General features: G+C 66.7%; 34 protein-coding genes. 15 read left to right on the plus strand and 19 right to left on the minus strand.

All coding sequences use genetic code 11. The annotated features are described in order from the left end of the window. Window positions 1-84: 84 nt before the first annotated feature. Window positions 85-711 carry a TetR/AcrR family transcriptional regulator gene (locus tag ACJH6I_RS01475; RefSeq protein ID WP_318984466.1) on the plus strand — a complete coding sequence of 209 codons (627 nt, stop codon included), beginning with the start codon at window positions 85-87 and terminating at the stop codon, window positions 709-711. A gap of 3 nt (window positions 712-714) precedes the next feature. Here ACJH6I_RS01475 and zwf read toward each other — a convergent pair whose 3' ends face one another. From zwf to ACJH6I_RS01490, 3 genes are all read right to left on the minus strand, one after another. Beyond that, entirely contained in the window at window positions 715-2,217 is a 1,503-nt protein-coding gene (gene zwf / locus ACJH6I_RS01480; RefSeq protein WP_318984620.1) for a glucose-6-phosphate dehydrogenase, read from the minus strand. Window positions 2,218-2,313: 96 nt separating this feature from the next. Then, window positions 2,314-3,195 carry a peptidylprolyl isomerase gene (locus tag ACJH6I_RS01485; RefSeq protein ID WP_318984467.1) on the minus strand — a complete coding sequence of 294 codons (882 nt, stop codon included), beginning with the start codon at window positions 3,193-3,195 and terminating at the stop codon, window positions 2,314-2,316. Window positions 3,196-3,267: 72 nt separating this feature from the next. Further along, entirely contained in the window at window positions 3,268-4,074 is an 807-nt protein-coding gene (locus ACJH6I_RS01490; protein WP_318984468.1) for a thioredoxin domain-containing protein, read from the minus strand. A 32-nt stretch (window positions 4,075-4,106) separates the two neighbouring features. Here ACJH6I_RS01490 and ACJH6I_RS01495 point away from each other — a divergent pair, with 32 nt between their 5' ends. Beyond that, complete coding sequence (locus ACJH6I_RS01495) at window positions 4,107-4,772, plus strand: MBL fold metallo-hydrolase (protein ID WP_318984469.1); 666 nt, start codon at window positions 4,107-4,109, stop codon at window positions 4,770-4,772. Beyond that, entirely contained in the window at window positions 4,769-6,028 is a 1,260-nt protein-coding gene (hisS, locus tag ACJH6I_RS01500) for a histidine--tRNA ligase (protein WP_064859004.1), read from the plus strand. The genes ACJH6I_RS01495 and hisS overlap by 4 nt, the downstream gene beginning before the upstream one ends. A gap of 99 nt (window positions 6,029-6,127) precedes the next feature. Here hisS and ACJH6I_RS01505 read toward each other — a convergent pair whose 3' ends face one another. Together ACJH6I_RS01505 and ACJH6I_RS01510 are read right to left on the minus strand one after the other, a co-directional pair. Further along, window positions 6,128-6,643 (minus strand): cytochrome b/b6 domain-containing protein, encoded by a 516-nt coding sequence (locus ACJH6I_RS01505; RefSeq protein WP_318984470.1) that lies wholly within the window; start codon window positions 6,641-6,643, stop codon window positions 6,128-6,130. Continuing rightward, entirely contained in the window at window positions 6,640-7,692 is a 1,053-nt protein-coding gene (locus tag ACJH6I_RS01510; RefSeq protein WP_318984471.1) for a catalase family peroxidase, read from the minus strand. The genes ACJH6I_RS01505 and ACJH6I_RS01510 overlap by 4 nt, the downstream gene beginning before the upstream one ends. Window positions 7,693-7,736: 44 nt before the next feature. Between ACJH6I_RS01510 and dtd the strand changes: the two genes are divergently transcribed. After that, on the plus strand, window positions 7,737-8,177 hold the full coding sequence (gene dtd, locus ACJH6I_RS01515; protein ID WP_318984621.1) for a D-aminoacyl-tRNA deacylase: 441 nt from the start codon (window positions 7,737-7,739) through the stop codon (window positions 8,175-8,177). Window positions 8,178-8,220: 43 nt separating this feature from the next. Then, on the plus strand, window positions 8,221-8,652 hold the full coding sequence (locus ACJH6I_RS01520) for a hypothetical protein (RefSeq protein ID WP_020101738.1): 432 nt from the start codon (window positions 8,221-8,223) through the stop codon (window positions 8,650-8,652). Window positions 8,653-8,656: 4 nt separating this feature from the next. On the opposite strand, the gene ACJH6I_RS01525 is transcribed toward ACJH6I_RS01520, so the two are convergent. Genes ACJH6I_RS01525 through ACJH6I_RS01540 form a run of 4 tightly spaced genes read right to left on the minus strand, consistent with a single transcriptional unit; the run spans window position 8,657 to window position 12,390 of the window. Beyond that, window positions 8,657-9,070 carry a ChaB family protein gene (locus ACJH6I_RS01525; RefSeq protein ID WP_318984472.1) on the minus strand — a complete coding sequence of 138 codons (414 nt, stop codon included), beginning with the start codon at window positions 9,068-9,070 and terminating at the stop codon, window positions 8,657-8,659. Window positions 9,071-9,081: 11 nt separating this feature from the next. Beyond that, window positions 9,082-9,360, minus strand: a complete 279-nt coding sequence (locus ACJH6I_RS01530) for a hypothetical protein (RefSeq protein WP_318984473.1) — start codon at window positions 9,358-9,360, stop codon at window positions 9,082-9,084. Beyond that, on the minus strand, window positions 9,360-11,468 hold the full coding sequence (locus ACJH6I_RS01535; RefSeq protein WP_318984474.1) for a catalase: 2,109 nt from the start codon (window positions 11,466-11,468) through the stop codon (window positions 9,360-9,362). The genes ACJH6I_RS01530 and ACJH6I_RS01535 overlap by 1 nt, the downstream gene beginning before the upstream one ends. A gap of 25 nt (window positions 11,469-11,493) precedes the next feature. Then, window positions 11,494-12,390, minus strand: coding sequence for an alpha/beta hydrolase (locus ACJH6I_RS01540; protein ID WP_318984475.1), 897 nt, complete (start codon window positions 12,388-12,390; stop codon window positions 11,494-11,496). A 231-nt stretch (window positions 12,391-12,621) separates the two neighbouring features. Here ACJH6I_RS01540 and ACJH6I_RS01545 point away from each other — a divergent pair, with 231 nt between their 5' ends. Together ACJH6I_RS01545 and ACJH6I_RS01550 are read left to right on the plus strand one after the other, a co-directional pair. Beyond that, on the plus strand, window positions 12,622-12,864 hold the full coding sequence (locus ACJH6I_RS01545) for a hypothetical protein (RefSeq protein ID WP_318984476.1): 243 nt from the start codon (window positions 12,622-12,624) through the stop codon (window positions 12,862-12,864). A 48-nt stretch (window positions 12,865-12,912) separates the two neighbouring features. After that, on the plus strand, window positions 12,913-13,149 hold the full coding sequence (locus ACJH6I_RS01550) for a CsbD family protein (protein ID WP_318984477.1): 237 nt from the start codon (window positions 12,913-12,915) through the stop codon (window positions 13,147-13,149). Between the two features lie 59 nt (window positions 13,150-13,208). Here the strand turns inward: ACJH6I_RS01550 and ACJH6I_RS01555 are convergent, their stop codons facing one another. The 3 genes from ACJH6I_RS01555 to ACJH6I_RS01565 are packed head-to-tail and all read right to left on the minus strand — an operon-like array spanning window position 13,209 to window position 14,374. Further along, window positions 13,209-13,739 (minus strand): DUF6328 family protein, encoded by a 531-nt coding sequence (locus ACJH6I_RS01555; protein ID WP_318984478.1) that lies wholly within the window; start codon window positions 13,737-13,739, stop codon window positions 13,209-13,211. Continuing rightward, window positions 13,720-13,956 (minus strand): hypothetical protein, encoded by a 237-nt coding sequence (locus tag ACJH6I_RS01560; RefSeq protein ID WP_318984479.1) that lies wholly within the window; start codon window positions 13,954-13,956, stop codon window positions 13,720-13,722. Before ACJH6I_RS01560 ends, ACJH6I_RS01555 begins: the two co-directional genes overlap by 20 nt. Before the next feature lie 16 nt (window positions 13,957-13,972). After that, window positions 13,973-14,374, minus strand: coding sequence for a hypothetical protein (locus ACJH6I_RS01565; RefSeq protein WP_318984480.1), 402 nt, complete (start codon window positions 14,372-14,374; stop codon window positions 13,973-13,975). A gap of 85 nt (window positions 14,375-14,459) precedes the next feature. On the opposite strand from ACJH6I_RS01565, the gene ACJH6I_RS01570 reads away from it, so the two are divergent. Both ACJH6I_RS01570 and ACJH6I_RS01575 read left to right on the plus strand, forming a co-directional pair. After that, entirely contained in the window at window positions 14,460-16,262 is a 1,803-nt protein-coding gene (locus ACJH6I_RS01570; RefSeq protein WP_318984481.1) for a thiamine pyrophosphate-requiring protein, read from the plus strand. Between the two features lie 368 nt (window positions 16,263-16,630). Continuing rightward, window positions 16,631-17,362, plus strand: coding sequence for a SigB/SigF/SigG family RNA polymerase sigma factor (locus ACJH6I_RS01575; RefSeq protein WP_318984622.1), 732 nt, complete (start codon window positions 16,631-16,633; stop codon window positions 17,360-17,362). On the opposite strand, the gene ACJH6I_RS01580 is transcribed toward ACJH6I_RS01575, so the two are convergent. The 3 genes from ACJH6I_RS01580 to ACJH6I_RS01590 form a co-directional block, all read right to left on the minus strand. Then, on the minus strand, window positions 17,344-17,580 hold the full coding sequence (locus ACJH6I_RS01580; protein ID WP_318984482.1) for a CDGSH iron-sulfur domain-containing protein: 237 nt from the start codon (window positions 17,578-17,580) through the stop codon (window positions 17,344-17,346). The genes ACJH6I_RS01575 and ACJH6I_RS01580 overlap by 19 nt on opposite strands. Then, window positions 17,577-18,302 carry a methyltransferase gene (locus tag ACJH6I_RS01585; protein WP_406783596.1) on the minus strand — a complete coding sequence of 242 codons (726 nt, stop codon included), beginning with the start codon at window positions 18,300-18,302 and terminating at the stop codon, window positions 17,577-17,579. The genes ACJH6I_RS01580 and ACJH6I_RS01585 overlap by 4 nt, the downstream gene beginning before the upstream one ends. Window positions 18,303-18,375: 73 nt before the next feature. Next, entirely contained in the window at window positions 18,376-19,140 is a 765-nt protein-coding gene (locus ACJH6I_RS01590; protein ID WP_318984623.1) for an endonuclease/exonuclease/phosphatase family protein, read from the minus strand. Between the two features lie 55 nt (window positions 19,141-19,195). Here ACJH6I_RS01590 and ACJH6I_RS01595 point away from each other — a divergent pair, with 55 nt between their 5' ends. From ACJH6I_RS01595 to ACJH6I_RS01605, 3 genes are all read left to right on the plus strand, one after another. Next, on the plus strand, window positions 19,196-19,744 hold the full coding sequence (locus ACJH6I_RS01595) for a hypothetical protein (RefSeq protein WP_318984484.1): 549 nt from the start codon (window positions 19,196-19,198) through the stop codon (window positions 19,742-19,744). 99 nt (window positions 19,745-19,843) lie between these two features. Then, the gene (locus ACJH6I_RS01600; RefSeq protein ID WP_090562272.1) at window positions 19,844-20,056 is read left to right on the plus strand and encodes a hypothetical protein; all 213 of its coding nucleotides are present in this window, start codon (window positions 19,844-19,846) and stop codon (window positions 20,054-20,056) included. A gap of 29 nt (window positions 20,057-20,085) precedes the next feature. Further along, window positions 20,086-20,241 carry a DUF6131 family protein gene (locus ACJH6I_RS01605; protein WP_165605920.1) on the plus strand — a complete coding sequence of 52 codons (156 nt, stop codon included), beginning with the start codon at window positions 20,086-20,088 and terminating at the stop codon, window positions 20,239-20,241. A gap of 28 nt (window positions 20,242-20,269) precedes the next feature. Here ACJH6I_RS01605 and ACJH6I_RS01610 read toward each other — a convergent pair whose 3' ends face one another. The 3 genes from ACJH6I_RS01610 to ACJH6I_RS01620 are packed head-to-tail and all read right to left on the minus strand — an operon-like array spanning window position 20,270 to window position 22,152. Continuing rightward, complete coding sequence (locus ACJH6I_RS01610; RefSeq protein ID WP_318984485.1) at window positions 20,270-21,073, minus strand: DoxX family protein; 804 nt, start codon at window positions 21,071-21,073, stop codon at window positions 20,270-20,272. A 36-nt stretch (window positions 21,074-21,109) separates the two neighbouring features. Then, window positions 21,110-21,946: an SDR family oxidoreductase gene (locus ACJH6I_RS01615; RefSeq protein ID WP_318984486.1), complete on the minus strand. Its 837-nt coding sequence runs from the start codon at window positions 21,944-21,946 to the stop codon at window positions 21,110-21,112. Further along, window positions 21,946-22,152, minus strand: coding sequence for a hypothetical protein (locus ACJH6I_RS01620; protein WP_318984487.1), 207 nt, complete (start codon window positions 22,150-22,152; stop codon window positions 21,946-21,948). The genes ACJH6I_RS01615 and ACJH6I_RS01620 overlap by 1 nt, the downstream gene beginning before the upstream one ends. Before the next feature lie 79 nt (window positions 22,153-22,231). On the opposite strand from ACJH6I_RS01620, the gene ACJH6I_RS01625 reads away from it, so the two are divergent. Both ACJH6I_RS01625 and ACJH6I_RS01630 read left to right on the plus strand, forming a co-directional pair. After that, window positions 22,232-23,212 carry a glycosyltransferase gene (locus ACJH6I_RS01625; protein ID WP_318984488.1) on the plus strand — a complete coding sequence of 327 codons (981 nt, stop codon included), beginning with the start codon at window positions 22,232-22,234 and terminating at the stop codon, window positions 23,210-23,212. Window positions 23,213-23,227: 15 nt separating this feature from the next. Continuing rightward, window positions 23,228-24,460, plus strand: coding sequence for a glycosyltransferase (locus tag ACJH6I_RS01630; protein WP_318984489.1), 1,233 nt, complete (start codon window positions 23,228-23,230; stop codon window positions 24,458-24,460). On the opposite strand, the gene ACJH6I_RS01635 is transcribed toward ACJH6I_RS01630, so the two are convergent. Further along, entirely contained in the window at window positions 24,388-25,338 is a 951-nt protein-coding gene (locus tag ACJH6I_RS01635) for a glycosyltransferase family 2 protein (RefSeq protein WP_406783597.1), read from the minus strand. The two genes, ACJH6I_RS01630 and ACJH6I_RS01635, sit on opposite strands and share 73 nt — an antisense overlap. A gap of 40 nt (window positions 25,339-25,378) precedes the next feature. Here ACJH6I_RS01635 and ACJH6I_RS01640 point away from each other — a divergent pair, with 40 nt between their 5' ends. Beyond that, the gene (locus ACJH6I_RS01640; protein ID WP_318984491.1) at window positions 25,379-26,332 is read left to right on the plus strand and encodes an NAD-dependent epimerase/dehydratase family protein; all 954 of its coding nucleotides are present in this window, start codon (window positions 25,379-25,381) and stop codon (window positions 26,330-26,332) included.

Raw genomic sequence — 26,332 nt, forward strand, 5'->3', positions numbered from 1 at the left:
CATACGACTGTATATATACGCATGTATAGTTACGGAGCGGTGGCGACCATCACACCTCGTCACGACGACGATTAGGGTGAAGGCATGGCGGGCTCGACACGGCAGCGGAATGTGCGAGGGCAGGGCGCGCTGCTGCGTGACGAAATCCTGGCCGCCGCGATCCGGGTCGTCGACTCGTCGGAGTCCACGAACGAGGTGTCGTTACGCAGCATCGCGCGTGAAGCCGGCATCTCGAACATGTCGGTGTACGCCCATTTCGACAGTCGCGAGGACGTGCTGGCCGCCGTGGCGGAGCTGAGCTGGGATCAGGTGAACCAGGACATCGCCGATCAGGTGCAGAGCGGCAAGACGCGGCGAGAGCGCCTACTGCTCGGCTGCCGTGCGTATGTCGCGTTCGCCCAACGCTTTCCGTTGCGATACGTCCTGATGGTCAAAGTCGACGAGATCACCCCGTCGGCGCGCCAGGCGCTCGAGGTGGTGACGCGCGGGTTGCTGGCCGCCGGCGGCATGGACCCCGACTCCGAGCCGGGGCCCGACGCGAAGCGGGTGGCCGCGGCGCTGTCGGTCGCGCTGCACGGCGTCGCGATGCTGCACCGCACCGACACGCCGCATCTGTGGATGAGCGATTTCAGCACCTGCGAAATCATCCAGACCATGGTCGACGCGGCCATCCTGCAGCTCGAGCAGGCGGCCGCGGCGCCGCGGCCGTAGCAGCTACTTCTTCTTGGCTTCGCGCCAACCCCGTTCGAACGGCAGCCGCCAGGCGTTGGGCGCAATCAGTTGGTGAATGGCGTTGGGGCCCCAGGTGCCGGGCTGGTAGTTCTTGACCGGCGGCGGATCCGCCAGCAGCGCAGCCGAATTCGCCCACAGGGACTCGATGCCCTCGGCAGTGGTGAACAGCGTGTGGTCGCCGCGCATGGCGTCGAGGATCAATCGCTCGTAGGCCTCCAGTACCTGGTCGGCGCCGTCGGCCTCGGTGGCCGAGAACTGCATCGAGAGCTTCTCGAGCTTCATGCCCGGCCCGGGCCGCTTGCCGTAGAACGACAGTGACACCTTCGAGTTGTCGGCCAGGTCGAAGGTCAGGTGGTCGGGTCCCTGTGACCCGACGCCCGAGCCCGACGGGAACATGGTGCGCGGCGCCTCCTTGAAGGCGATCGAGATGATGCGCATGCCCTCGGCCATCTTCTTGCCGGTGCGCAGGTAGATCGGTACGCCGGCCCAGCGCCAGTTGTCGATGCCGACCTTCAAGGCGATGAACGTCTCCGTATCGGAATCCCTTGCCACGCCTTCGAGTTCGCGGTAGCCGGTGAACTGCCCACGGACGACGTCGGACACCTTCACCGGCAGCATCGACCGGAAGACCTTGTTCTTCTCCTCGCTGATGGCGCGCGGTTCCAGCGCCGTCGGCGGCTCCATCACCACGAAGGCCATCACCTGGAACAGGTGGGTGACCACCATGTCCTTGTAAGCGCCGGTGCTCTCGTAGAAGTTGGCGCGGGCGTCCAGGCCGAGCATCTCGGGAATGTCGATCTGGATGTGGTCGATGAAGTTGCGATTCCAGATCGGCTCGAACAGGCCGTTGGCGAACCGGAACGCCAGGATGTTCTGCGCGGCTTCCTTGCCCAGAAAGTGGTCGATCCGGAAAATCTGTGCCTCGTCGAACGTTTCGTGGACGAAGTTGTTGAGTTCGACAGCGCTGGCCAGGTCGGTCCCGAACGGCTTCTCCATGACGACGCGGGAGCGCTCGACCAAGCCGGCCTCGTCCAGCGTCGCGATGACGGCGCGCGCAGCTTTGGGCGGCACCGAAAGATAGTGCAGGCGGCGCACATTCGGGCCCAGCTTCTTCTCCGCCGCGGCCACCGCCGCCGCCAGACCCGACGGCCCGGCGCTCTGCGGGACGTAGGTGAGCGTCGCGGCGAACCGTTCCCACTGTTCGTCGGTCAGATGGTGGCTGCCGAATTCGTCGATCGCGGCCTTGGCCAGCTCGCGGAACTCGTCGATCGTCAGGTCCTCCAACGAGGTGCCGACGATCTGGATGTCGGGTGCCAGTTCGGACTGGTCCAGATAGGCCAGACCTGGCAGCAGTTTGCGTTTGGCGAGGTCGCCGGTCGCGCCGAACAGCACGATCACGTGTGGATCGACGGCGACATCGTCGTGGCGGTTCGGCCGCGAGCCGGGCGCCGGGTACGAGATGGTCTGCGGTTTGGTGTTCGCCACGATCCGCATGATTCCACCGCTGCCGGGTCCGCGCAGGGCCTAACACGAAGAAGGCCCGGTCACCGTGAGCGGTGACCGGGCCTTCTTCGCGAACTGTCAGTCCAGCTGGATGTACTTCACCGTGACCGGCTGCGCGGGCTTGCCGTCGCCGCCGCCGCCCTCGATGCCGTTCTGGGCGATCTTGTCCAGGGTGGCCAGGCCGGTGGCGTCGACGGTGCCGAACGCGGTGTAGCCCGGAGGCAGCTGCGAGTCCTGGTAGACCAAGAAGAACTGGCTGCCGTTGGTGTTCGGGCCGGCGTTGGCCATCGCGAGCGTGCCGCGCGGGTAGACGACCGGCTGGCTCAGCGCGGGGCTGTCGGGCTGGTACTGGTTGGTCGGGTACTCGTTGGCGAACTGGTAGCCGGGGCCGCCCATACCGGAGCCCGTCGGGTCACCGCACTGCAGGACGGCCAGGCCGCCCTTGGTGAGCCGGTGGCAGGGGGTGTCGTTGAAGTAGCCCTGCTGCGCCAGGCTGGCGAAGCTGTTGACGGTGCACGGCGCCTTGGCGTTGTCCAGCGTCAGGCCCAGGTTGCCCTGATTGGTGCTCATGCTGGCCGTCACCGTCGGCGGGGTGGTCGGGATCTTGCCGGTGCGCGGCGGGTTGACCTTCTTGCTGGCCTGCTCCGACGACGCCGGGTACTGGCAGTTCTCACCGAGTCCGGCGGGCGCCACGAACGGCGGCAGCTTGCCGTCGGCGGGCGGGTTCTGCGCCGGGGCGGTCGAGCTCCCGGTCGATGCCGAGGCCGTCGCCGACGAGGAGTCGGAGTCCTTGTTGAGATAGATGACACCAAAGACGGCGCCGCCGATCACCGCGAGCACCGCGACCACCGACGCGGCGATGGTGATGATGCGCTGCTTGCGGGCCTTCTCGGCCCGGCGCTCCAACTGCCGTTCCAGCTTGCGCTTGGCGGTCTCCCGCCGTTGTTCATTCGTCGGCACCGCCGAAGCCCTCCTCGTCACGGTCGGGGGAATTGCCCCGACGTACAGCTGGTCGGCACCGAGTGTGCCAGGTCACCCTGAGACGTTCTTGAGCTGGTCCAGCAGCGCCTGCGGATCGGGATGCAGCAGCACGGCGTCCCCGATATCGGTGCCGTTGAGCAGAACCGTCGGCGTCGAGTTGATGCCCGAGCTCTTCACCGCGCTGTTGACCATGTCGCGGTACTTGCCGCCGGTGATGCAATCGGCGACCGAATCCGGGGCGCCGGCCTTCCTCGCCTGTTCGACCAGCTCGTCGTCGGCCGGGAACGTCTGCGCCGACTCGTCGGGTTGATGCGCGAACAGCGCGGCATGGAATCGCTGGAACGCCGCGGTGTCGGCGTCGGCCACGCAGTACGCCGCCGCGCCGGCCCGCACCGAGTACGACGTCAGGTCGCCGCGGCCCAGGATCGACACCATGGTGTAGTCCACGGCGACGCGGCCGTCGGTGATCAGCTTGCCGATGGTCGGGCCGTAGACCTGCTCGAACCGGCCGCAGAACGGGCACAGGAAGTCCTCGTAGACCGTGAGCGTGGCCTTCGGCTCGGAGGTGCCCGGCTTGGTGGCGACGTTGGGCGCCGCGAGGCGGATCGAGCGCAGCGGCGTCGGACCGGAATCAGCGGACGATGTCTCGGCAGCACCCCCGACGGGCGCGTTCTTGTGCCGAAGCACGATGACGGCGGCGACGCCGGCCGCGACCAGCGCGATGACGGCGATCACGGCGAACATCACCCAGCCGGCACGGGACTTCTTCGGTGGCGGAAAGCCCGGAACGTATTGCGGCGCACCGTAGTACTGGGGCTGGTCGGGCGGCGGGGGTCCCCACGGTCCTGGCTGCGTCATGGAGGCAGTTTCCCACGTGGGAAAATGGCTGCGTGTTGTTGACGGGGTTTCCGGCCGGGATGTTGCAGTGCAACTGCTACATCCTCGCGGCGCGCGCCGGGTCGGACGCCATCATCGTCGACCCGGGCCAGCGGGCCATGGGCCGCATCCGCGAAATCCTGGATGAGAACCGGCTCACCCCGTCGGCGGTGCTGCTCACCCACGGCCACGTCGACCACATCTGGTCGGCGCAGAAGGTGGCGGACACCTACTGCTGCCCGGTGTACATCCACCCCGAGGACCGGTTCATGCTGACCGATCCCATCAAGGGGTTCGGTCCGCGGCTGGCGCAGCTGGCGTTCGGGGTGCTGTTCTCCGAGCCCAAGCAGGTCGTCGAACTCGACCGCGACGGTGACAAGCTCTACCTGGGCGGCATCACCGTGACGGTGGACCACACGCCGGGGCACACCCGGGGCTCGGTGGTGTTCCGCGTGACCGACGGTCCCGCCGAACTGGCATTCACCGGCGACACCTTGTTCAAGCAGTCGGTGGGCCGCACCGATCTCCCGGGCGGCAGCGGCCGGGACCTGCTGAACTCGATCGTGACAAAACTGTTGGTGCTCGACGACGACACCGTGGTACTACCTGGGCACGGCCCACAGACCACGATCGGCGCCGAACGCCGTACCAACCCATTCCTCGAAGGCTTATCAAGTTGAGCGATTTTCAGGCGCCCAAGGGCGTCCCGGATTACCTGCCCCCGGACTCGGCGGAATTCGTCGCGGTACGTGACGGACTGCTGAACGTCGCGCGGTTGGCCGGGTACGGCCACATCGAGCTGCCGGTCTTCGAGGACACCGCGCTGTTCGCCCGCGGTGTGGGTGAGTCCACCGACGTGGTGTCGAAGGAGATGTACACCTTCGCCGACCGCGGCGACCGCTCCGTCACGCTGCGGCCCGAAGGCACCGCCGGCGTCATGCGCGCCGTCATCGAACACGGGCTGGACCGCGGCGCGCTGCCGGCCAAGCTGCGGTACTCCGGACCGTTCTTCCGGTACGAGCGGCCGCAGGCCGGCCGGTACCGCCAGCTGCAGCAGGTGGGTGTCGAGGCCATCGGCATCGACGACCCGGCGCTCGACGCCGAGGTGATCGCCGTCGCCGACGCCGGCTTCCGCTCGCTGGGTCTCGACGGCTTCCGTTTGGAGATCACGTCGCTGGGTGACGACACCTGCCGGCCGCAGTACCGGAAGCTGTTGCAGGACTTCCTGTTCAAGCTCGACCTCGACGAGGACACGCGGCGCCGCGCGGAGATCAACCCGCTGCGGGTGCTCGACGACAAGCGCCCGCACGTCAAGGAGATGACGGCCGACGCCCCGGTGATGCTCGATCACCTGTCGGAGGCGGCCAAGGAGCACTTCGACACCGTGCTGGCGCACCTGGACGCTCTCGGCGTGCCGTACGTCATCAACCCGCGCATGGTCCGCGGCCTGGACTACTACACCAAGACCACGTTCGAGTTCGTGCACGACGGCCTCGGCGCGCAGTCCGGCATCGGTGGCGGTGGCCGCTACGACGGCCTCATGAAGCAGCTGGGCGGGCAGGACCTGTCCGGCATCGGCTTCGGACTCGGTGTGGACCGCACGGTGCTGGCGCTCAAGGCCGAGGGCAAGACGGTGGCGTCACCGGCGGCTGTCGATGTGTACGCCGTGCCGCTGGGTGCCCCGGCCAAGCTGGAATTGGCGAAGATCGTTGCGGCCCTGCGTGGTTCGGGTATCCGCACCGACATGTGCTACGGCGACCGCGGCCTCAAGGGTGCGATGAAGGCCGCCGACCGCTCCGGCGCCAAGGTGGCCCTTGTCGCCGGTGACCGCGACATCGAGGCCGGCACCGTGGGCGTCAAGAATCTGTCGAACGGCGAGCAGGTCGATGTGCCCATCGCCGACGTCGCCGCCCGAGTGGCCGCACTGCTTCCTTAGCTGCGTATTTTGGGGCCGCTCGTCAGCGCTGAGCGTCCCCAAAATGCACGCCCGACACGGCGTGTCGGTGTACAAACACGGCCGCTCGCGGGAGAAGGCTCAGTGGGTCATACGGCGGAGCATGCCGTCGCGCAATGTCAGGGTGTGGAGCAGGATGGCGCCGACGTGTGCCGCGATGGCGGCCACCAGCAGGTAGGCCACCACTGAATGTGCCTGCCGCAGAACGCCGTACAGGTCGCCGTCGAAGGGGACGAGGCCGGGTAGCGTCAGCCCGAAGGCCCGCACCGGGGTGCCCGAAGCCGACACCATGGCCCAGCCGACCAGTGGCTGCGCCAGCAGCATGGCGTACATCGCCAGCTCGGACCCGGCGATCAACTTGCCTTCCAGCGGTCCCACCGTGTCGGGCCACTTCGGCGGCTTGTGGGTGAATCTGTTTGCCGCCCGGACGATCACGATGACCAGGATGCTGATGCCCAGCGTCATGTGGACGGCGACCAGGGCCCCGTGGGAACCGATCCGGTTGGTCATGGTGAAGCCGATCAACAAAGCGGCGAACACGGCGACCGCGGTCAGCCAGTGCAACACGCGGGTGCGGACGGGGAAGCGGCCGGTCATGGCACAACCTGAACGGCCGGAGCGGTTTTCGGCTCGATGGTCCGCGCCCGGTACGACCCGGCGTACACCGCCGACCGCGCGCTGAGCAGCGGGTCGTCGGACGGTTCGATGCCGTCGGGCAGGACCAGCGGATCGAAGTTGATGTCGCGGGCGTTGCCGGCGGCATCGGTCTGGGCTTCGGTGAGCGTCAGGACGCCCGCGTCGATGACCTGCCGGTCGGCCGGCCACGGCAGCGTCGGGTCGGTCGGATCGCCGTCCCGTCCGACCGTCAGTCGCAGATTCCACTGCAGCGGAGCCTTTTTCAACTGCAGGATCAGCGCGTCGAACAACGCGTTGGGATCGTCGGACTTCGGTGGCAGCGCCGTCTGCTGCGGTACGAACGACCAGCGGACCGGCGTGCGGACGCCGGCCTGGCTCACCAGATAGAACTTGTGCAGACCCGCGAATGTGCTGTCGGCGAAACCCGGTGTGGGCGCGCTCTTCTTGACCAATGCCATCGCGGCCGCGGTCTCGGGGTGCCGGCCGAGGAAGTCGGCCATGACCTTCGGGTCGGGCTTGCCGTCGGCGACCGGTTTGGAGGCCAGCAGCCGGTCGTAGAAGCCCTGCGGTGAATTGTCGAGGAACACCGGGATGTTGAGCATCGCGGTCCGCCACTGGCCGGGCCCGGGGAAGCCGATGGCCAGGCCGAGCCCCCGTGCCGCGCCGGGAGTATCGGCGACGGTCGGGTTGCCGCCGGCCAGCGAGAACCGACCGGCGACGGGCATCTCACCCGGACCGAAGACCGCGGCGCGGGACAGGGCGGCGGCGTTGCCGTTGCTCATGAAATGGCCGACCACCGAGACGCCCTTGGCGTGGTTCTTCCGGAAGCCGGGGTGAGCGCCGAAGGCGCTCCGGAAACCGTCCAGGAACGTCTGGCGGGTCAACGTGCCGGCGCGGCTGGTGTAGGCGACGAGTCCGAGGTCGACGGCGAGGAACGCCCCGACGGCGCCGAGGCCGACCAGGACCGAACGCCGGGTCAGGGGAGTACCGCGCCAGGATGGGCCGTCCATGACCACCACAGGTACCACAAACTGCTGTGGCAACATCTGCGAACGTGCGGGTACTGGTGCAGCGGGTGACGTCGGCGCGGGTGACTGTCGACGGGCAGACCGTCGGTGAGATCACCCCGAACCCTCAGGGCCTGGTGGCGCTCGTCGGTCTGACGCACACCGACGACTTCGCGGTGGTGCGCAAGATGGCCGACAAACTGTGGCGGCTGCGCATCCTCGACGGCGAGCTCAGCGCCGCTGACGCCGGCGCCCCGATCCTCGTGGTCAGTCAGTTCACCCTGTATGCCGACACCGCCAAGGGACGCCGCCCGTCCTGGAACGCGGCGGCTCCCGGGCCGGTCGCCGAGCCGCTCGTCGACGAGTTCGCGGCGGCGCTGCGGGCGCTGGGCGCCGAGGTCGCGACCGGGCGGTTCGGCGCCCACATGCACGTCGAGCTCGTCAACGACGGCCCGGTGACGGTGCTGCTGGAGCTGCAGGCGGGGTGATACGTCTGATGCAGGGTGTAACAGTCCGGTACGGTCAGTCGATATGACCGGCATGCGTAAAGCGACAGTCAAGTTGTCAGTGGTGTGTGGCGCGGCAGCAGTGGCGGCCGCTGGGCTGATGGCGCCGGTGGCGTCTGCCGCCCCGGCCGGCCACGAGGTCCGGTACACGCTGTCGGTGGGCGGCCCGGCCACCTTCGACCTGCTCTATCTGGTCAATCAGCCGGCGAACAAGGCCGCGTACAACGCCGACGCCTACGCCTACCTCAAGCGTGAGACGGTGACCGTCGGTCCGGACGCCCCGTGGGTGTTCACCACGACGCTCGCCGACCCGCAGTGGGCCATCTTCACCGTCAGCAGCACCACGCACGGTGGCCAGGCCGCCCCGGACTCGACGTGCGACATCGCGGTCGACGGGCAGTCGGCAGCGCACCAGACCGCGCCGTACAACGTGCAGTGCCAGCTCGGTCAGTGGTAGTTCGCTAGCGGCGGCTGGCCCGCCGGTTGGCCTTCTCGATCGCGTCGACCAATTCGTCCTTGTTCATCGTCGACCGGCCCCGGATGTCGAGCCGGCGCGCGACGTCCATGAGATGTTTCTTGGTGGCCTGGGTGTCAACGCCCTCGGCGGTCTTGCCGCGGGCGTTGGGCCCGCCGCTGCGCGCCCGCTCGTCCGACGGGCCCTTGTGGTCCTTCTTCTCCCAGTGGTCGCCGACCTTCTCGTAGCTGTGCTTCAGAGCTGAGTACGCGACGCGGTGGGCGCGTTCACCTTCGCCGTATTCCTCGGCCGCCGAGTCGTGTGCTTTCGCAAACGTGCGTTGCGCCTTGGGACTCGACTTCTGCAGTGTGCTGGGCAGCTCACTCTTCTTGGCTTGCCCTGTCTTCGTGGTTTTCGGCATGACACTCCTCCTCACGGTGTTTGATTGGTGTCCGAATCGTCGTCCACGACGGGGAAGAACGAGGCGTCCTCCTCGGTTTCCGGCCGGACCGGACCGTCGAGCACATCGGGCTCCTCGGCGGCGAGCTTGTCGTCGAGTGATTCGCCCTGCTCGGCTTCGTCTTCGAGCAGACCGAATTGATCGGCTCCATGCCAGCCTTCAGGTGGCTCGACGGTTTGGTCGCCATCGCGGTTGTGCAATTCGTCGGAGTCGGTGGACTCGCTCGGGGTGAGCATGTTGTCGTCAGACATCAGGCAGGCACCGCTTCCGTCGCCCGGTTCCAGGTCCGGTGCCGCCGGATCGTGTCGACGAACGCCTCGATGAACAGTTCGTCGAGCGAGCCGCCGTGCGATGTCGTCGTGACAACGCCTCTGTCCGTGTGGGTTTCGGTCAGTCCGGCGGATTCGGGATTGATTCCTGCGGCGCGCAGCAAGCCGACACCAGCACCGAACGCGGCGATGGGCTTCAGGTGCTTGTAGGCCTCGGCGACGAAATGGATCGCCGAACCGTCCTGTGCGAGCAGCTCCACGGAGTTCTGCGGTCCGGGAACCAGCACCGCGTCGTAGAGCGTCGACGACGTGGTGTTGAGCCCGAGATCCACGCCGAGTTCCTGGCCGGTGTCGGTCGCGATGGTGCCGCCACCGATGAGGCCGATGATGTCGACGGTGGCGCCCAACTCCCTGAGCGCGGCGGCGGTCCGCTCGGTGCCGCGCAGGTCCACGCCGTCGGCGGCCAGGACGGCGATCCGGCGGCTGACGATGGAATCGGTCGCGGTGTTCATCTGCGACAGCGCCGGCGACGGCGTCACATGATCGGGGACGGCGACCTCGTCCGGTGCCAGCAGTCCGAGCTTGGCGGCGACCCGCTCGGCCAGCTCGTGGTCGATCATGTTGAGCTGTGCGATGACTCGTTCACGGATGCCGGTCTCGGGGCCGACCTTGCCCAGTTCGAACGAGAATGCGGCGACGATGTGGTCCTTCTCGACGGTCGACATGCTCAGCCAGAACATCCGGGCCTGGCTGTAGTGGTCCTTGAAACTCTCTGCGCGGCTGCGGATCTTGCGACCGTCGACGCGTTCGGTGTAATGCCGGTAGGCGTCTTCGTCGGCCAGCGCAGGACAGCCACCGCCGAGGTTGTTCTTGAGGTAACTCGTGGTCCCCTTGGGGATGGTGTGCTGGCCGTAGCCGTCACGCTGATTGTTGGTCACCGCTGCGATGGGCCGGTTGACCGGCAACTGCGCGAAATTCGGCCCGCCCAAGCGGATCAGCTGCGTGTCCAGGTATGAGAAATTGCGGAGCTGCAGCAGGGGATCGTTGGTGAAGTCGATACCCGGCACCAGATTGGCGGTGTGAAACGCGACCTGTTCGGTCTCGGCGAAGAAGTTGTCCGGGTTGCGGTCGAGTACCATCCGGCCGACGGGTATCACCGGGACCCGTTCCTCTGGAACAAGTTTGGTCGCGTCGAGCAGATCGAACGGGAAGGCGAACTCGTCGGACTCGGGGATCAGCTGAACGCCCAGCTCCCACTCGGGGTATTGGCCGGCCTCGATGGCGTCCCACAGGTCGCGGCGATTGAAGTCCGGATCCTTACCGGCGATCTGCTGGCATTCCTCCCAGAGCAGTGAGTGCACACCGAGTTTCGGCGTCCAGTGGAATTTCACGAAGACGCCCTCGCCGGCCGCGTTCACCAAGCGGAAGGTGTGCACGCCGAAGCCCTGCATCATTCGGTAGCTGCGCGGCAGGGCGCGGTCGGACATCAGCCACATGATGGTGTGAAGCGTTTCCGGCTGCAGCGACACGAAGTCCCACAGCGTGTTGTGGGCAGACGCGGCTTGCGGAATCTCGTTGTGCGGCTCCGGCTTCACCGCATGGACGAAGTCGGGGAACTTGATGCCGTCCTGGATGAAGAAGACGGGGAAGTTGTTGCCGACGAGGTCGTAGTTGCCCTGCTCGGTGTAGAACTTGGTGGCGAAGCCGCGGACGTCGCGTACGGTGTCGGCGGAGCCGCGGGACCCCGCGACGGTGGAGAAGCGCACGAACACCGGAGTGCGCAGGCCCGGCGTGGTCAGGAATTTCGCCGTGGTGAAGTCGGCCAGCGAATCGTCGTACGGTTCGAAGTACCCGTAGGCCCCCGCGCCGCGCGCGTGCACGACCCGCTCGGGAATGCGTTCGTGGTCGAAGTGGGTGATCTTCTCCCGCGCGTGGAAATCCTCCATCAGGGTCGGGCCGCGCTCACCTGCGGTGAGGGCGTCGTCGGTGTGCGGAACCCGCACTCCCTGTTGGGTGGTCAGGTACCCCGCGTTGTTGTCGACCCGCGTGGCCTCGAGTTGCTCTTGCTTTGCATTCGATGTTTCGTCCACCGTGTCTGGTTACCCAGCGCGATGGTCAACAAACGCGGCGGTGGTTCGCCGCGGGCGTGACCTGCTTGACGAATTCGCCGATGTAATGGATCGCCCGCCGCCCTTCGGGCAGGACGGGAGCGGCAAGCGGAAAGTCGTGAATCTGCCCGTCCCACATGTGAAGTTCGCACTGTGCCCCCGCGGCGGTCAACCGCTCGTACATCAGTTCCGCGTCAGGCCGGAGAAACTCGTCGCTGCTGACGTGGATCAACACCGGCGGCATCCGGCGCAGGTCGGCGTCGACGGGCGAGGCGATCGGCTGCCCGGACGGATTCTTCTCACCGTGCGCGGCGACGTAGCGCATGAACGACGTCATGGCGCGTGCCGTGAACATGGCGCACCGGTCCTTGCCGCTGGGGGATTTGTCGCGCGGGTTCAGCGTCGTCAGAGGGGAGATGGCGGCCACGCCGGCAGTGGGCGGGTTACCGTCCCGAAGCAGATCGGCGGCCGTCTGCAGGGCCAGATATCCGCCCGCCGAATCTCCTGCCACCACGATGTCGGACCAGCGGTAGCCGCGGCGCAGCAGCCAGCGGAGCCCGTCGGCTGCGTCGGCCAATGCCGCCGACAGTCCGTGGTTGGGCAACATGCGGTACCCGACGTTGAGTACCTCGGCCTCGGCGCTGCGGGCAAGCCGGGCGGCAAGGGCGCGGTGTGTGTTGAGACCGCAGGTGAGGAACGCGCCGCCGTGCAGGTAGAGGATGGCGCGTCGGGCCGACGCGCCGGCGGTGCCGATCAGTTCGGCCGGACAGGAGGGCAGGCGGACGGGCTGCACGGTCGCCGAGCTCGGCAGCGGTGCCAGTGCGGCGACCTGATCGATGGAGCTGAAGGGCCAGCGCAGGTTTGGTTGCAGAGCCCACATCCGCACGATGTTCTTGACGAACACCCGGCAGACGGCGCCGATTGCCTGGGATTGTGGGCTGCGGCGGCGGTGATGGTGCCGTACTCCCTGGTCATGCCGGGTATTTCGCATTGTGATCAACTCCTGAGCACTCGGGTACCCATGCCAGATTTTGGTGAAACGTTGCGCCAGAGAAGGTTTCCGATGCGCGCAGACCAGGTATGTCGGTAGTGCCGGATTGTTCAACGGAATCAACCATGTTTGGAGGAATGGCGTATGACCACGCACATCGATACCGGCTCCGACACCGGCGTCTTCACCGGAACCGCTGACAAGGACTACAACCTCATCTGGTTCGTGGAGAGCTGCCTGAGCAACGCGCTGCGCATGGAACGCTACTGTGCCGACGCGGAGCGCCAGGGCGATACCGAACTCATCGACCTGTTCAAGCGGGCGCAGAAGGAAAGCCGCAAGGGCGCCGAACAAGGCAAGGCGCTGCTCGCGAATCGCCTGGTGTGACGGACTTCGATCACACCTGACAACACCGCAACACAAGGAGGAAATACCGTGGGAGAGAACAAGAGTGGCCCCGAAGAGGGCATCAAGGGCACCGTCGAGGGTGTCAAGGGCAAGCTGAAGGAAGCCGCAGGCAGCGTCGTGGGCCGGGACGATCTGGTCCGTGAGGGACAGGCCCAGCAGGACAAGGCCGACGCCGAACGCGATGCGGCCAAGCATGAGGCGGAAGCCGAGTCGGCCCGCTCCGGCGCGGCGGCCGCTGAGAAGCGCCAGCAGCAGAACCAGTGAGCCAGAACGGCCCGGCTTCCTTCAACCGTGGGGAGGCCGGGCCGCTTCTTGCGTGAAAACTATTGTGCGCGAGCGGTATCGTTGCGTCCGCTGTTCTGCATCGCCAATGGCACCAGCACCCAGAACGTGCAGAAGCCGGCCAGGCCGATGCCGCCGGCGACCCAGCCGGCCACCTGGCCCGCGACGGTGCCGAAGATCAACTCGGTCACGCCGGTCAGGGCGATCCCGAGCAGCAGCAGACCGTAGAAGGCGCAGCGGTGTGCCGCGGCGACGATCAACGACATGCGTCGTTGCCGAAACAGTATGCGGTGCATGCCGACCGGGGCGATCAACAGAATCGTCGACGCGACCGAGAAGCCGACGGTCGCCAGGTAGACCGCCTGGCTCTGGTCATCCAGCGTGGAGAACCGCTGTTGGAACGGTAGGGTCAGCAGAAAACCGGTGAGCAGCTGTACTCCGGTCTGCGTGACGCGGAGTTCCTGCAACAAACTCGACCAATTGCGGTCCAGCCGTTCGATTTCCGTCTCGTGACGGGCCATCCGGTCCCAGCGCTGGTCGGATGGTCCCTCGTCACCGTGCTCGCCCGTCATCAGACACATCGCTCTTGCGCCGAACTGTTTCCTTGTCGACGACGATGATGCGGTCGTCAGGCCCTGAACCGTAGAAGCTGAAGATGTCTTTGCCGGGCGAGGAGTCCACCTGGATCTCACGGACGGTGAGCCAGCGGCCACCGGCGGGATCCTCGATGACGTCCCCCTTCGTCACGTCCGCGGGCCGGACGGCCTCGACCTTCGTTTCAGTGGCCATCGGAACCCCTTTCCTGTCAAGGAGTTTCGAAGGTCAACGTGAGCACGGCGAACCCGGCGATCAACAGGGCCCACGCGATGAGCGGTACGACGATGCCGCGCCGGGTACGTGCTGTCACGAATGAGATCGCGATGGCCAGTACGGCGACCACCGGTGCGCCGTACTCGATCAGTCCGAACACGAACGGGCTCGGGCCCAGCTTGGCGCAGGTGCGTTCGGAACAACCCGCGGTCGCCAGGACCTGGGCGTATTGATACAGGATGATGGCGAGGGCACCTGGCACGGTGAGGCCGGCCAGTACCCAGTTGATGATGGTGCGTCGCCGGTGCCCGGCGTCCTGTGCGTCTACATCGTGTTGCGCGATCGCCCCGGTCTGGACCTCGGACATCGACACCTCCCGGGTGGTTGCGGGTTCCATTCGGACTGTCCTGTGGTGGACGTACCCGGGCGGCCGAACTGCCAAACGCCGGTTTCGTCCGGTGTCGTGGGGGTACCTCGGCTGGATGACGACAACGGTTGGGGACTACCTGCTCGAGCGGTTGCGGCAGTGGCATGTCCGTCATGTATTCGCCTATCCGGGCGACGGCATCAACGGCATCGTCACCGCATTCGGCCGCAGTGACGATGCGCCGCAATTCATTCAGACCCGCCACGAAGAGATGGCGGCGTTCTGTGCCACCGGATACGCCAAATTCGGTGGTGGGCTCGGTGTCTGTATGGCGACATCGGGACCGGGCGCCATCCACCTGTTGAACGGGCTGTACGACGCCAAGCTCGACCGCGTTCCGGTGGTGGCGATCGTGGGCCAGACGGCGCGCAGCGCGATGGGTGGTAGTTATCAGCAGGAAGTCGACCTGCACAGTCTCTTCAAGGATGTCGCCAGTGACTACCTGGTCGAGGTGAATGTCGCCAACCAACTGCCCAACGCGCTCGACCGGGCGATCCGCATCGCGCTGGCCCGGCGGGCGCCGACGGCCCTGGTGATCCCGTCGGATTTACAGGAGCAGCCGTACGAGCCTCCGCAACACGAGTTCAAACAGGTGCCGTCGAGTGACCCGGAGTATGTGCCGCCGGCGGAGTATCCACAGAACGAACAGGTCCGCAAGGCTGCCGATGTGCTCAATGCCGGTGAGCGCGTGGCGATTCTGGTCGGCCAGGGTGCCCGTCGCGCCGCCGACGAGGTGCGCGAACTTGCGGACAAGACGGGCGCCGGGGTCGCCAAGGCGCTGTTGGGAAAGGATGTGCTGTCCGACGATCTGCCGTATGTCACCGGGTCCATCGGGTTGCTCGGGTCGCGACCGAGCTACGAGATGATGCGCGACTGCGACACCCTGCTGATCGTCGGATCGAATTTTCCCTACAGCCAGTTCCTGCCGAAATTCGGTCAGGCCCGGGCGATTCAGATCGACATCGACGGAACCGCCATCGGCATGCGCTACCCGACGGAGGTGAACATCGTCGCCGACGCGAGTGCCGCGCTCGGTGCGCTCCTGCCGCTGGTGGAGCCGAAGACCGACCGGAAATGGCGAGACACCATCGAGCACAACGTGTCTCGCTGGTGGGACACCGTGGAGCGCCAGTGCATGTTGTCGGCCCGCCCGGTGAATCCGATGCGGATCGCGTGGGAGCTTTCGCAGCGGATACCGGACGACGCCATCGTGACGGCAGACTCCGGTTCGTCCACCAACTGGTATGCGCGGTGCCTGAAGCTGCGCGGGGAGATGCGAGGTTCGCTGTCGGGCACGCTCGCCACCATGGGATGCGGGGTGCCGTACGCGATCGGTGCGAAGTTCGCGCATCCGGACCGTCCCGCCGTCGCGCTCGTCGGCGACGGCGCGATGCAGATGAACGGCATGGCCGAGCTGTTGACCATCAAGCGCTACGCGGAGCAATGGTCCGACCCGCGCCTGGTGGTGTGTGTCTTCCACAATGGCGACCTCAATCAGGTCACCTGGGAGCTGCGGGCAATGGGCGGAGCGCCCAAGTTCGTGCCGTCACAATCGCTACCGGACGTTTCGTATGCCGAGATCGCCTGTGCCATGGGGCTGGATGGCATCGCGGTCGACGACCCCGACCGGCTGGGCGAGGCCTGGGATCGGGCGCTGGGTGCCGATCGCCCCGTCGTGCTGGACGTCAGGTGCGACCCGGAAGTGCCGCCGATCCCTCCGCACGCGACTTACGAACAGATCAAAGACCTGACCGCCGCGGTGCTCAAGGGTGACCCCAACGGCTGGCACCTGGTGTATCAGGGGATGAAGACCAAAGCGCAGGAGTACATCGCCCGTTCCGGTGGTGGCGCCGGGTAGCCCCGTGTACTGTGAGAAGCACGACGCTGTTACAGCGTGGCCGCTTAGCCAAAAGCGGCGATGGTCGAGGGTACTGCAGCTCGGCGCGTGAATCCGGTCCAGAGCGGGGCCTCCATTCTCAGGATTCGCCGACTGCGGGCGGGCTCGACTTCGGCAGATTGCCGTTCCGCCGTCAAGGCGGAAGCCAGCACGTCGCGGACCAATTATCTATGCCGTCAATCGGTGGTGTCGTGCGTGCTGTCACACCCTGGAAGGGGTGCTGCATGTCAGTTTCTGTGTTGGAAAATGACTTTCGTGAAGTGAGTGAGCCGGTAGAAGCCGGCGCAGAGCCCGATCAAAGTCCTGACGAATACGCGGATGTCGTCGCGATGGTCGTGATGCTCCGTCAATTACCGCCCGACTCGGCCGCCTATGCCCGTCAACTCGAACGCATCGTGCTGCGGTGCTGCCCGCTGGCCGACCGGGTGGCACGCCACTTCGACCGCCGCGGCGAGAACCTCGAAGACCTGATGCAGGTGGCGCGGGTGGGGCTGCTGCAGGCCGTCAACCGGTTCGATCCCGCGCGCGGATCACGATTCGTGGCGTTTGCCCTGCCCACGATGATGGGAGAGCTGCGCCGGTATTTCCGGGACTATGGCTGGAAAGTCCACGTACCCAGGAGAATTCGAGATCGGCAGCACGATATTGCCTGTGTCACTGCGTATTTGACCAACGATCTGAGGCGAGCGCCGAGCATCGAGGAGCTCGCCGAGGAGCTGGAGATCGACCGTGACCAGGTCGTCGAGAGCATCGTGGCAGCCAAGGCGTATCAACCCCAGTCGCTGGACGTCAACGTCGTCGACGACGACTCGCGGGCGCAGGCGCTCGGTGACTCCCTTGGTGAGATGGATGCCGGATTCGACCGAGTGACGGATCGTGAATCGGTACGGTCCCTGCTGGCGGCGCTGCCTCGACGCGAGCAGAAAGTGCTGTATCTCCGGTACTTCGGTGCCATGACGCAGCGGCAGATCGCCGACTCGATCGGCGTTTCCCAGATGCATGTGTCACGGATACTGGACCGCACCCTGCGCGATCTGCGCGCTCAAGTGGGTTGCGCCTGATCGACGCCGGCCTTTCGGCCATCGGCGGCAGACCGGTTCTGCCGCCGATGGCTGGTGTCGCACCACGGATAGGTCTTGCTGCGTTGACAGCAACAGATCGCGACCATGAATCTGTCAGAGCAGACGCGGGTCCCGTCTTCGAGTTCGACCTGGACCGGCCCCTGGATCAGCATCGGGCCGCGGGGCACGATGCGCACGGTTCTGCGCGCGGGACTCATGGCTTCACCGCCTTGATCACAACCAGTTCCTCGGTACGCCGCCCGGGTGTCAGTCGACCGCAGTCCTCCAACCACCGTGCGCGAGCGGTCATCACCGGCCCGAATGGGATGGTCCGGCGCGCCACCACGTCAACCTGAAGGCCGCCGCCTCGCAAGGCGGCGACGCTGCTCGCGACATCGGCGAACTCGGAGTGGACGATGAGCGCTGCGCCGCCGCGCCTGAGCAGCGCGGGCGCCGCGGCGCAGAGCGGATCGAGGATGAGCCGGCCGTCGGGGCCGGCATTGAAAGACGTGGGCGGACCACCGGCGCCGACGATCACCGGTTCGCTCGCAGGCTCGGGCACATATGGCGGGTTGCACAGCACCAGGTCGAATGGCTCGAGCCCCAGTGCCGCCGACCAGGAACCGAGCCGCGCATCGATGCGGCAACCGGCGAGCCGTGCGTTGGCGCGGGCTGCCGCGATGGCGGCTTGCGACGTATCGAGGGCAACGACGCTGTCCGCTCCGGCGCCGGAGGCAGCAATCGCTGCCACCCCGCTGCCGGTACACAGGTCCGCGACGCGCATGCCCGCCGGGTGGCAGCAGCGGTGCATGGTTTCGATCAACAATCGCGAATCGTGTTGCGGCAGATAGACGTTTGCGCACTCAGGCGAGATTTCGGAGCTCAGCATTCGGGCTTCCTCTCTGGATCCAACCTCTCCGATATAACCGGGATGCGGCATGGGCAAACGCGTCAATTCGGTAACGCCGCATGACCTGGGCGGTTTTGATGCGGGCGGAAACGGGTAACACCCGTCAATGCCGGGTCACGGTGACAGCCAGCGGGCGGTGATCCGAGAGTTCCACCTCCGGGGTGGCATGTCGGAGCACGGCCAGCTGCCGGTCGTCGGTGAGAAGGTGGTCGAGCTGCTGGGCCGGTGCCTCAGCCGGAAACGTGTTGGCACAGGCCAGCGAACGCATGCCCGACCAGCGCTCGGCTGGTTCCGCCGCCATGTTCAGGTCGCCGGCGATGATGTGTGGTCCGGGCAGCGCGCGGACTGTGCGGGCCAGCTGCCGCAGTTGATGCCGATTCCAGCCGGGTACGAACGACAAGTGGGTCCCGGCGATCGTCATGGCGCCCAACGGCGTCTCGAGCCGGGCGAGCACGGCGGCGCGGGGCTCCTCGTGCACGATCATGACCCTGCCGGGCACCGGAAGGTACATCGGAAAGCGGGTCGGTATCCGGGGCAGCCGCAGCACCTGCCAGCTGGTCGCCGGATACCGCGAGAGCAGAGAGATGCCGTACGCCGCCGATTCGGGTTGTTCCTCACCGGTGGCGGCGATCCAGGTGGCGCCCGGCGTTCCCGTGATGGCGGCGACGAACCGGTGGGAGACGGCATTCATGACCTCAGCTGCGATGGCGGTCAGATCCGCCCGGCCGGAACGTGTTTGGTCGAAATCCACCTCCTGCAGCGCCAGGATGTCCGGGTCGAGGATGCTGATGCTGCGACGAAGCCGGTCGAGATGGACTCCGTCGCCGACGGTGCGGCCGTGCAGGATGTTGAAGGTCGCGAGGCGCATCGAAGTCATGATGACTCGGTACCCCCGAACGCCGACTTTGATTGCGCGGTGCGTCATGTGTCCTGAGCGCACCCAGCTGAGAAACGCACTGCGCGCCGCGGCAAGTGCCTTCAAGGCGAACGGCCAGAGTTTCGCCCTTGCCGGCAGCTACGCGCTGTGGGTCCACGGCGCGCCGGAACCCGACCACGATGTCGACTTCGTCGTGCCCGAGCCGGACACCGAGGCGGCGGTGAAGATATTGGGCCAGAACGGATTCGACATCGAGCGACCACCAGAAGACTGGCTGTTCAAAGCGTACTTCGAGGGCGTGCTCGTCGATGTTCTGCACCGACTCAACGGCGTGCCTGTGGACTCCGCTCTTCTCGCCGGGGCCGTGGATCGCGAGGTACTGGCCATCTCGATGCCGGTCTTGACCCCCGATGCGGTGATCACCCAGAAGCTGCTGACGCTCAACGAACATCACTGTGACTTCGCTCCGCTGCTGCCGGCGGTGCGCGCGGTCCGTGAGCAACTCGACTGGCCGCGAATCCGGGAACTGGCGGCCGGAAACGACTTCGCCATGGCCTTTCTCGAGCTGGCGGCCCGACTTGGGCTGGACGGGTAAGCACCGGTCGCGGGTTCTTTTTCTTGCGCGTTAGTTTGCCGTCACGCACCCATGGGTACTTCTTTCCATGAGACCAGAGAGGTCTGTCTAGGAGGAGCCATGTTGCGAGGAAGCGTGGGCGTCATCGTGGTGGTCTGGCTGTTGATCGGGGTGCTGGCGGCCTGGCAACGCGACTATTTCCGCGGCGGCGACACGAGCTGCGGCTCGGCAGGGCGTATCGCGCTGACCGTGGTCGCCGGGCCGTTGAACTACGCCGGGGTCAATCCGAAGGTGGTCGATTGCCGACTGCCGCAACCGAGTGCCATGCGGTGAACCGCATCTGAGAAAAGGAATCGATCATCATGATTGCTTTGGGAGTAGTCCTGCTCATCCTGGGCTTCGTCTTCAACGTGTATCTGCTGTGGGTCCTGGGCATCGTGCTCGTCGTGGTGGGCGCGATCTTCTGGCTCCTCGGGGCAGCCGGTCATGCCGTCGCCGGACGCCGGTACTGGTATTGACGTGACAAGAGGGGCGAAAGCCCGGGCCTCAGGCCCGGGCTTTCGCCTTCTTTGCGGTAGTGACTGCGGTGTCGGCCAATTCAGACGCACGCGCACTGGTTTTCCGGTACGCGGATTCCGCGTAGGGAGCGGCCTTTTCCAAGCCGTCTCCCACGGTGTCGGCCAACTCCGAGGCGCGGGCGCTGGCTTTCCGGTAGGCAGATTCCGCATACGGGGCAGCCTTCTCGAGCCCGCCTTCCAGCTTCTCGAGCGCGACGCCGGCGAGCTCACGGCCGTGCTCGAAGCCGGTTTGGACTCCGTGGCCCAGCTTTTCGCCCACTTCCGGCATGCGGGCGAGCGCAACTTCCGTCCTGGACGGCACCGTCGATGAGAGGGCCTCGGCCGCCCGTTTCGCGGCGCGCCGACCCCGCCATCCCAGCGACGGCTTTCCGGCGGTATCCGCGGAGGCGAGGATCAGACCGCCGAGCAGGCTCAGGTCGGCCAGGAAGCCCCGGCGTTTGGCGGCTTTCGCCTCGGGATCGTCCTCGGCCCAGAACATGTGGTTACCGAGGTTTGCGGGAATCACCGTGGCCGCGAGAACTGCCGAGGCCACGCGCGGAATGCGTCCGGTGGCCAGCAACAGCCCGCCGGCGACCTGAGCGGCCGCGGTCGCCTGCGCCACGGCGACGGCGTTGGAGGGCACATTGCGTGCGACGGGTTCCGGCATGTCCTTCAGTCCGTCGAGCGCCGGCTGTACGGCCTGGGCGCCGGAGTCGGTGTTCAACAGGGTTTCGACGCCCTGTCCGATGAACGCGGTGGCCAGAAGTGGACGGGCGATCCTACGAATGATCATGGGGCAGGGATTTCCCGTGCGGGACCGGCCCAAACATCATCCCGGCATCGTCTCGCCGCCGAGGGGCGCCAGCACTTCACCGCTGTAGTACGACGACAGTTGGTCGGCGGCGAAGAAGACGTACGACGGCGCGATCTCGTCCGGCTGGGCCGGCCGCCCCAACGGTGCGTGGGCGCCGAATGACTCGACCTTCTCCTGCGGCATGGTGGCCGGGATGAGCGGCGTCCAGACCGGCCCGGGGGCGACACAGTTCACGCGGATGCGGCGTTTGGCCAGTGATTGGGCCAGCGCGTAGGTGAACGCGATGACGGCTCCCTTGGTGGCCGAGTAGTCGATCAGCGACGCATTGCCGCGTAGCCCGTTCACCGACGCGGTGTTGATGATCGCGGCGCCGTCCGGGAGATGCGCCAGGGCGGACTTGGTCACCTGGAAGTAACTGTCGATGTTCACGGCGAACGTCCGCCGCCACTGCTCATCGGTGATGTCGGTGAGATCGTCTGTAGGCGCCTGATATGCGGCATTGTTGACGACGATGTCCAGCCCGCCGAGCTCGGCGAGGGTGCGCGCCACCACCTCTCGGCAATGGGCGGCCTCGCCGAGATCACCGGGGAACAGGGCGCACGTCCGTCCGGCCGCGCCCACGATGCTCGCGGTGTGCGTCGCGTCGTCGTGCTCTTCGAGGTAGGCGATGGCGATGTCCGCACCTTCCTTGGCGAACGCCGCCGCCACCGCGCGCCCGATGCCGGAGTCGCCGCCGGTGATGAGGGCCCGGCGACCTTTCAGCAGCCCGCGGCCGACGTACTGGCGCATCTCATCATGCGGCTGTTCTGCCATGTCGGCGGTGTGCCCGGGATAGGGGATCGGTGTTTCCATCAGGCATCGCGTCCGAAATCGTCCTCGTCGGCATCAATTTCGACATCCGCGGTCTGCTCCAACCAATCGTGTGCGGCGGCCTCCGGCGGCGGGTTGTCGCGGCCGGTGACCGCGGCCTCGTCATCGAGGACCGGTTCTTGGACGTCACGCGACTGCTCGACGGCGTCTGCGTCGGGGACTGCGTCCGGGAACTGTTCTGGTGTCATGTCAGAGCGGATACCCGTCCCACGCGCCGGAAAACACTTCGGGTGTTTAAGTGCCGAACCCTCGGGTACCTCGGCCCGCATGACAGCAGACCGCGAGCAATCGGTGCTGGTGTGGCATGTGCACGGCGCCTGGATGGAGTCGTTCGTGGCCGGCCCGCACCGCTACCTCGTGCCTGTTGGGGCTGCGGCACCCGATCGTGACGCGCGTGGCTTGTGTGGCCGGAGTTGGCCACGAGCACAAGAGATTCCGCTCTCGGAACTGGCTGCTGCCGATGTCGACCTGGTGGTGTTGCAGCGGCCCGGGGAACTGGACGAAGCACAACGGTGGCTGCGGCGGCGTCCCGGAGTCGACGTGCCGGCCGTCTACGTCGAGCACAACGCGCCGCGCCCGAACGCGGTGGACAGTGTGCATCCGCTCGCCGACCGGCGGGACATCCCGCTGATCCATGTCACCGAATTCAACAGGCTGATGTGGGACAACGGAATTGCACCGACCAAGGTCATCGATCACGGCATCGCCGATCCCGGCCCGCTCTACACCGGTGACATCGCCGGGGCCGCGGCCATGATCAACGAGCCGCTACGCAGATGGCGCACGGTGGGCGCCGACCTGCTCGGCGAGCTGTCGCGAGCTGTCCCGATCGAGGTGTGGGGGATCGACACCAAGGAACTCAACCGCCGTCAGGCCGACCCGCGAGATCGATTGCGGGGCAAGGGCGATATCCCCGCGCCCGAGCTGTGGCGTCGAGTCGCACGCCGCCGCGTGTATCTGCATACCGCGCGATGGACATCCCTGGGACTGTCGTTGGTCGAGGCGATGTACCTCGGCATGCCGATCGTGGCGGTCGCCTCGACGATGGCGCCGCTGGTGGTGCCGTCCCGCGCGGGTGTCGTCGGCGCCGACGTGAAGGTCCTGTCGCGAGGCCTGCTGGACTTCGTGAACGATCCCGCCGCGGCAGCGCTGGCGGGCAAGGCGGCCCGCGAGTTCGCTGCCGAGCACTTCGCACTTGACCGGTTCCTGGCCGACTGGAACCGCGTGATCGATGACGTCTGCCACTGACCGGAAGAGGGAACGATGAGAATTGCCATGGTCTCCGAGCACGCCAATCCGCTTGCGGCACTTGGCGGGGCCGACGCGGGCGGGCAGAACGTCCACGTGGCGGCGTTGTCGGCGGCGCTCAGTCGACATGGGCACCGGGTCGACGTGTACACCCGTCGGGACGATCCCGACGTGCCGGAGCGCGTCATCGCGCCGGAGGGGTACACGGTGGTGCATGTGCCCGCCGGCCCGCCGCGCCCGGTTCCCAAGGACGACCTGTTGCCGTACATGGGGCAGTTCGGCGGGTTTCTCCACGATGAGTGGGCACAGACCCGTCCCGACGTCACGCACGCCCACTTCTGGATGTCCGGCGTTGCCACGCAGTTGGCGGCGAAGAAACTGAATTTGCCTGCCCTGCAGACGTTCCACGCGCTGGGTGTGGTCAAGCGGAGGTACCAGAAGGACCAGGACACCAGTCCGCGGGAGCGGCTCACCTTGGAGAAGCTGGTGGCAAGGGAAGCCACCTGGGTGGCGGCGACATGCACCGATGAAGTTTTCGAGCTGATGCGTCTGGGCCGCGAGCGGTCCCGGATCTCGGTCGTGCCGTGCGGCGTCGACCTCAAGTTGTTCCGTCCCGACGGGCGGGCCGCCGCCCGTAAGGCGCGCCCACGCATCGTCAGCGTCGGCAGATTCGTGCAGCGCAAGGGATTCGATGTCATGATCCGTGCGCTGCAGTGGATACCTGACGCCGAACTCGTCATCGTCGGTGGTCCCGACAAGGCCGCGTTGCGTGCCGACAGCGAGGCACAGCGGCTACTGGCGCTGGCCCGCGAGCTCGGCGTCGCGAAGCGGGTGCGGCTGTACGGGTCGGTGGAGCGTGCTGATATGCCCGCGGTGCTGCGTTCGGCGGATGTTGTCGCGTGCACCCCGTGGTACGAGCCGTTCGGGATCGTCCCGCTGGAGGCGATGGCCTGTGGCGTGCCGGTGGTGGCGTCCGCGGTCGGTGGCATGCTCGACACCGTCGTGGATGGTGTCACCGGCCGCCTGGTGCCGCCGCGGCGTCCTGATCTGCTCGCCGATGTCCTCAACGAACTCCTGGCGGACGACTCGCGCCGCCGGGCCATGGGGGAGGCCGGCTGTCATCGCGCGCAGGCCCGGTACTCCTGGGACCGCGTGGCGGCGGAGACGCTGAGAATCTATGACCGGTTGGCGGCGTCGGGCTTCTGGTTCGATGCTCGTCCCTCTCGGCCGCGGGCGTTGTCGGGATGAGGGGCCTCCAGCAGACGGACGGCCGCCTCGACCTCCGCGGGCAGCAGCCGGCGCCCGCTCAGCACGGCCGGCACCCGCAACAGCGCCTCCAGGGCGGCCCGCGCGTACTCCCGGTCGTTCATGGCCGCCCGGAGCAGCGTGGCCGTGGCCTCGGCACACTGCTTGGCCGGGCGGCGCAACCAGGTGGTCAGTGTGGCGTTACGCAGCGCACGGGCATCCTGCGCGGCCGTCGGCGGCCGGACCGTGGACGGGCGGTGTATCGCGGTCAGCTCGGCGCAGTAGCACAACTCCCAGCCCAGGGCGGCGAGATCCATTGCCAGCAGCTGTTCTTCACCTCGGAAGTGCAGGATCGGGCTGAAGCCACCCGCGGCCTGGAAGGCGCATTTGCGCACCATCGCCGAACACGACAGGAATCCGAGCACCGGCGGCCCGGGCAGACCGGAACGGCGCGGCAGCGGGCTGGCGGCCAGCATGCTCGACACCGGGTCCTCGCGATCACCGGGCCAGACCACGGTCCGGGCGGCGATCAGGCCGATGTTCGGTTGCGTATCGAAGATTTCGGTGGCCCGCGGTACCGCGTCAGCGGCCCACCACGAATCATCATCGCAGAGCGCGACATACGGAGTTCGGCAGGCGGCGACGCCGATATTTCGGGCCACGGCACCGAGGTTCGAGCCGAGCGGAAGCACACGGAGCCGGTCGGTGGTCTGCTCGAGCTGACGCATTCGGGCAACCGAACCGTCACGAGAATGGTTGTCGACCACGATGATCGGACAGCCCGTCGTCTGCAGCAGTCGCTCGACGACGGCAGCCAGTTCGCTCTCGCGATCACGTGTCGCGATCACGAACGTGAGTTTTTCTTCGGTGCCCTGGTTCACAACGGCTCCCACTACCCGCCCAGCAGAACGGCAAACGCTCATGGCTGATCGACGACGCGCACTCGTGACCGGAGGCGCCGGCTTCCTCGGCACGCATCTCTGCCGGCGACTGCTCAGCGACGGCTACGAGGTGACGTGCGTGGACGACCTCAGCACCGCAGGTGATGCCGGAATCGGCCTGGCCGCACAGTATCCGGGCTACCGGTTCGTCCAGCTCGACATCGCCGACAAGCTGGATCCGAGCGTCGCGGGCGGGCCACTGGACGTGGTGTTCCACCTTGCGTCCCCGGCGTCACCCATCGACTACCAACGGATGCCCGAGCAGACGCTACGTGTCGGTTCGGCCGGGACGTCCAACGCGCTGGGCCTGGCAGCCCAAACCGGCGCGCGGCTGGTGCTGGCCTCGACGAGCGAGGTCTACGGTGACCCGCTCGAGCATCCACAACGCGAATCCTATTGGGGCAACGTCAATCCCATCGGCCCTCGCAGCATGTATGACGAGGCGAAGCGGTTCGCGGAGGCGCTGGTGTTCACACATCGGCGGACGTACTCGGCGGACGTGGGTGTGGCGCGCATCTTCAACACCTATGGACCCGGCATGCGCGGTGACGACGGACGTGTCGTCCCGACGTTTTGCCGGCAAGCCTTGGCGGGTACACCCTTGACGGTGCACGGCACGGGTCAGCAGACGCGGTCGCTGTGCCATGTGGACGACACGGTCGACGCGCTGGTCGCGCTCGGCGAATCCGATTGTGCCGGACCGGTGAACATCGGCAACCCCGACGAGCTCACGGTCCTGCAGATCGCCGAGCTGATCCGGGAGCTCGCCGGCAGTTCCTCGCCCATCGAGTTCGAACCGGCCGACGCCGACGACCCGCACCGGCGCTGTCCGGACATCAGCACCGCGATGGCGCTGCTGGGCTGGAGGCCTCGGGTCAGCTATCGCGACGGGTTGTCGGAGACCATCAAATGGTTTGCCGGGCAGGGGGTTTAG

It is taken from the genome of Mycobacterium sp. SMC-13 (assembly GCF_045311035.1).
GTDB lineage: Bacteria > Actinomycetota > Actinomycetes > Mycobacteriales > Mycobacteriaceae > Mycobacterium.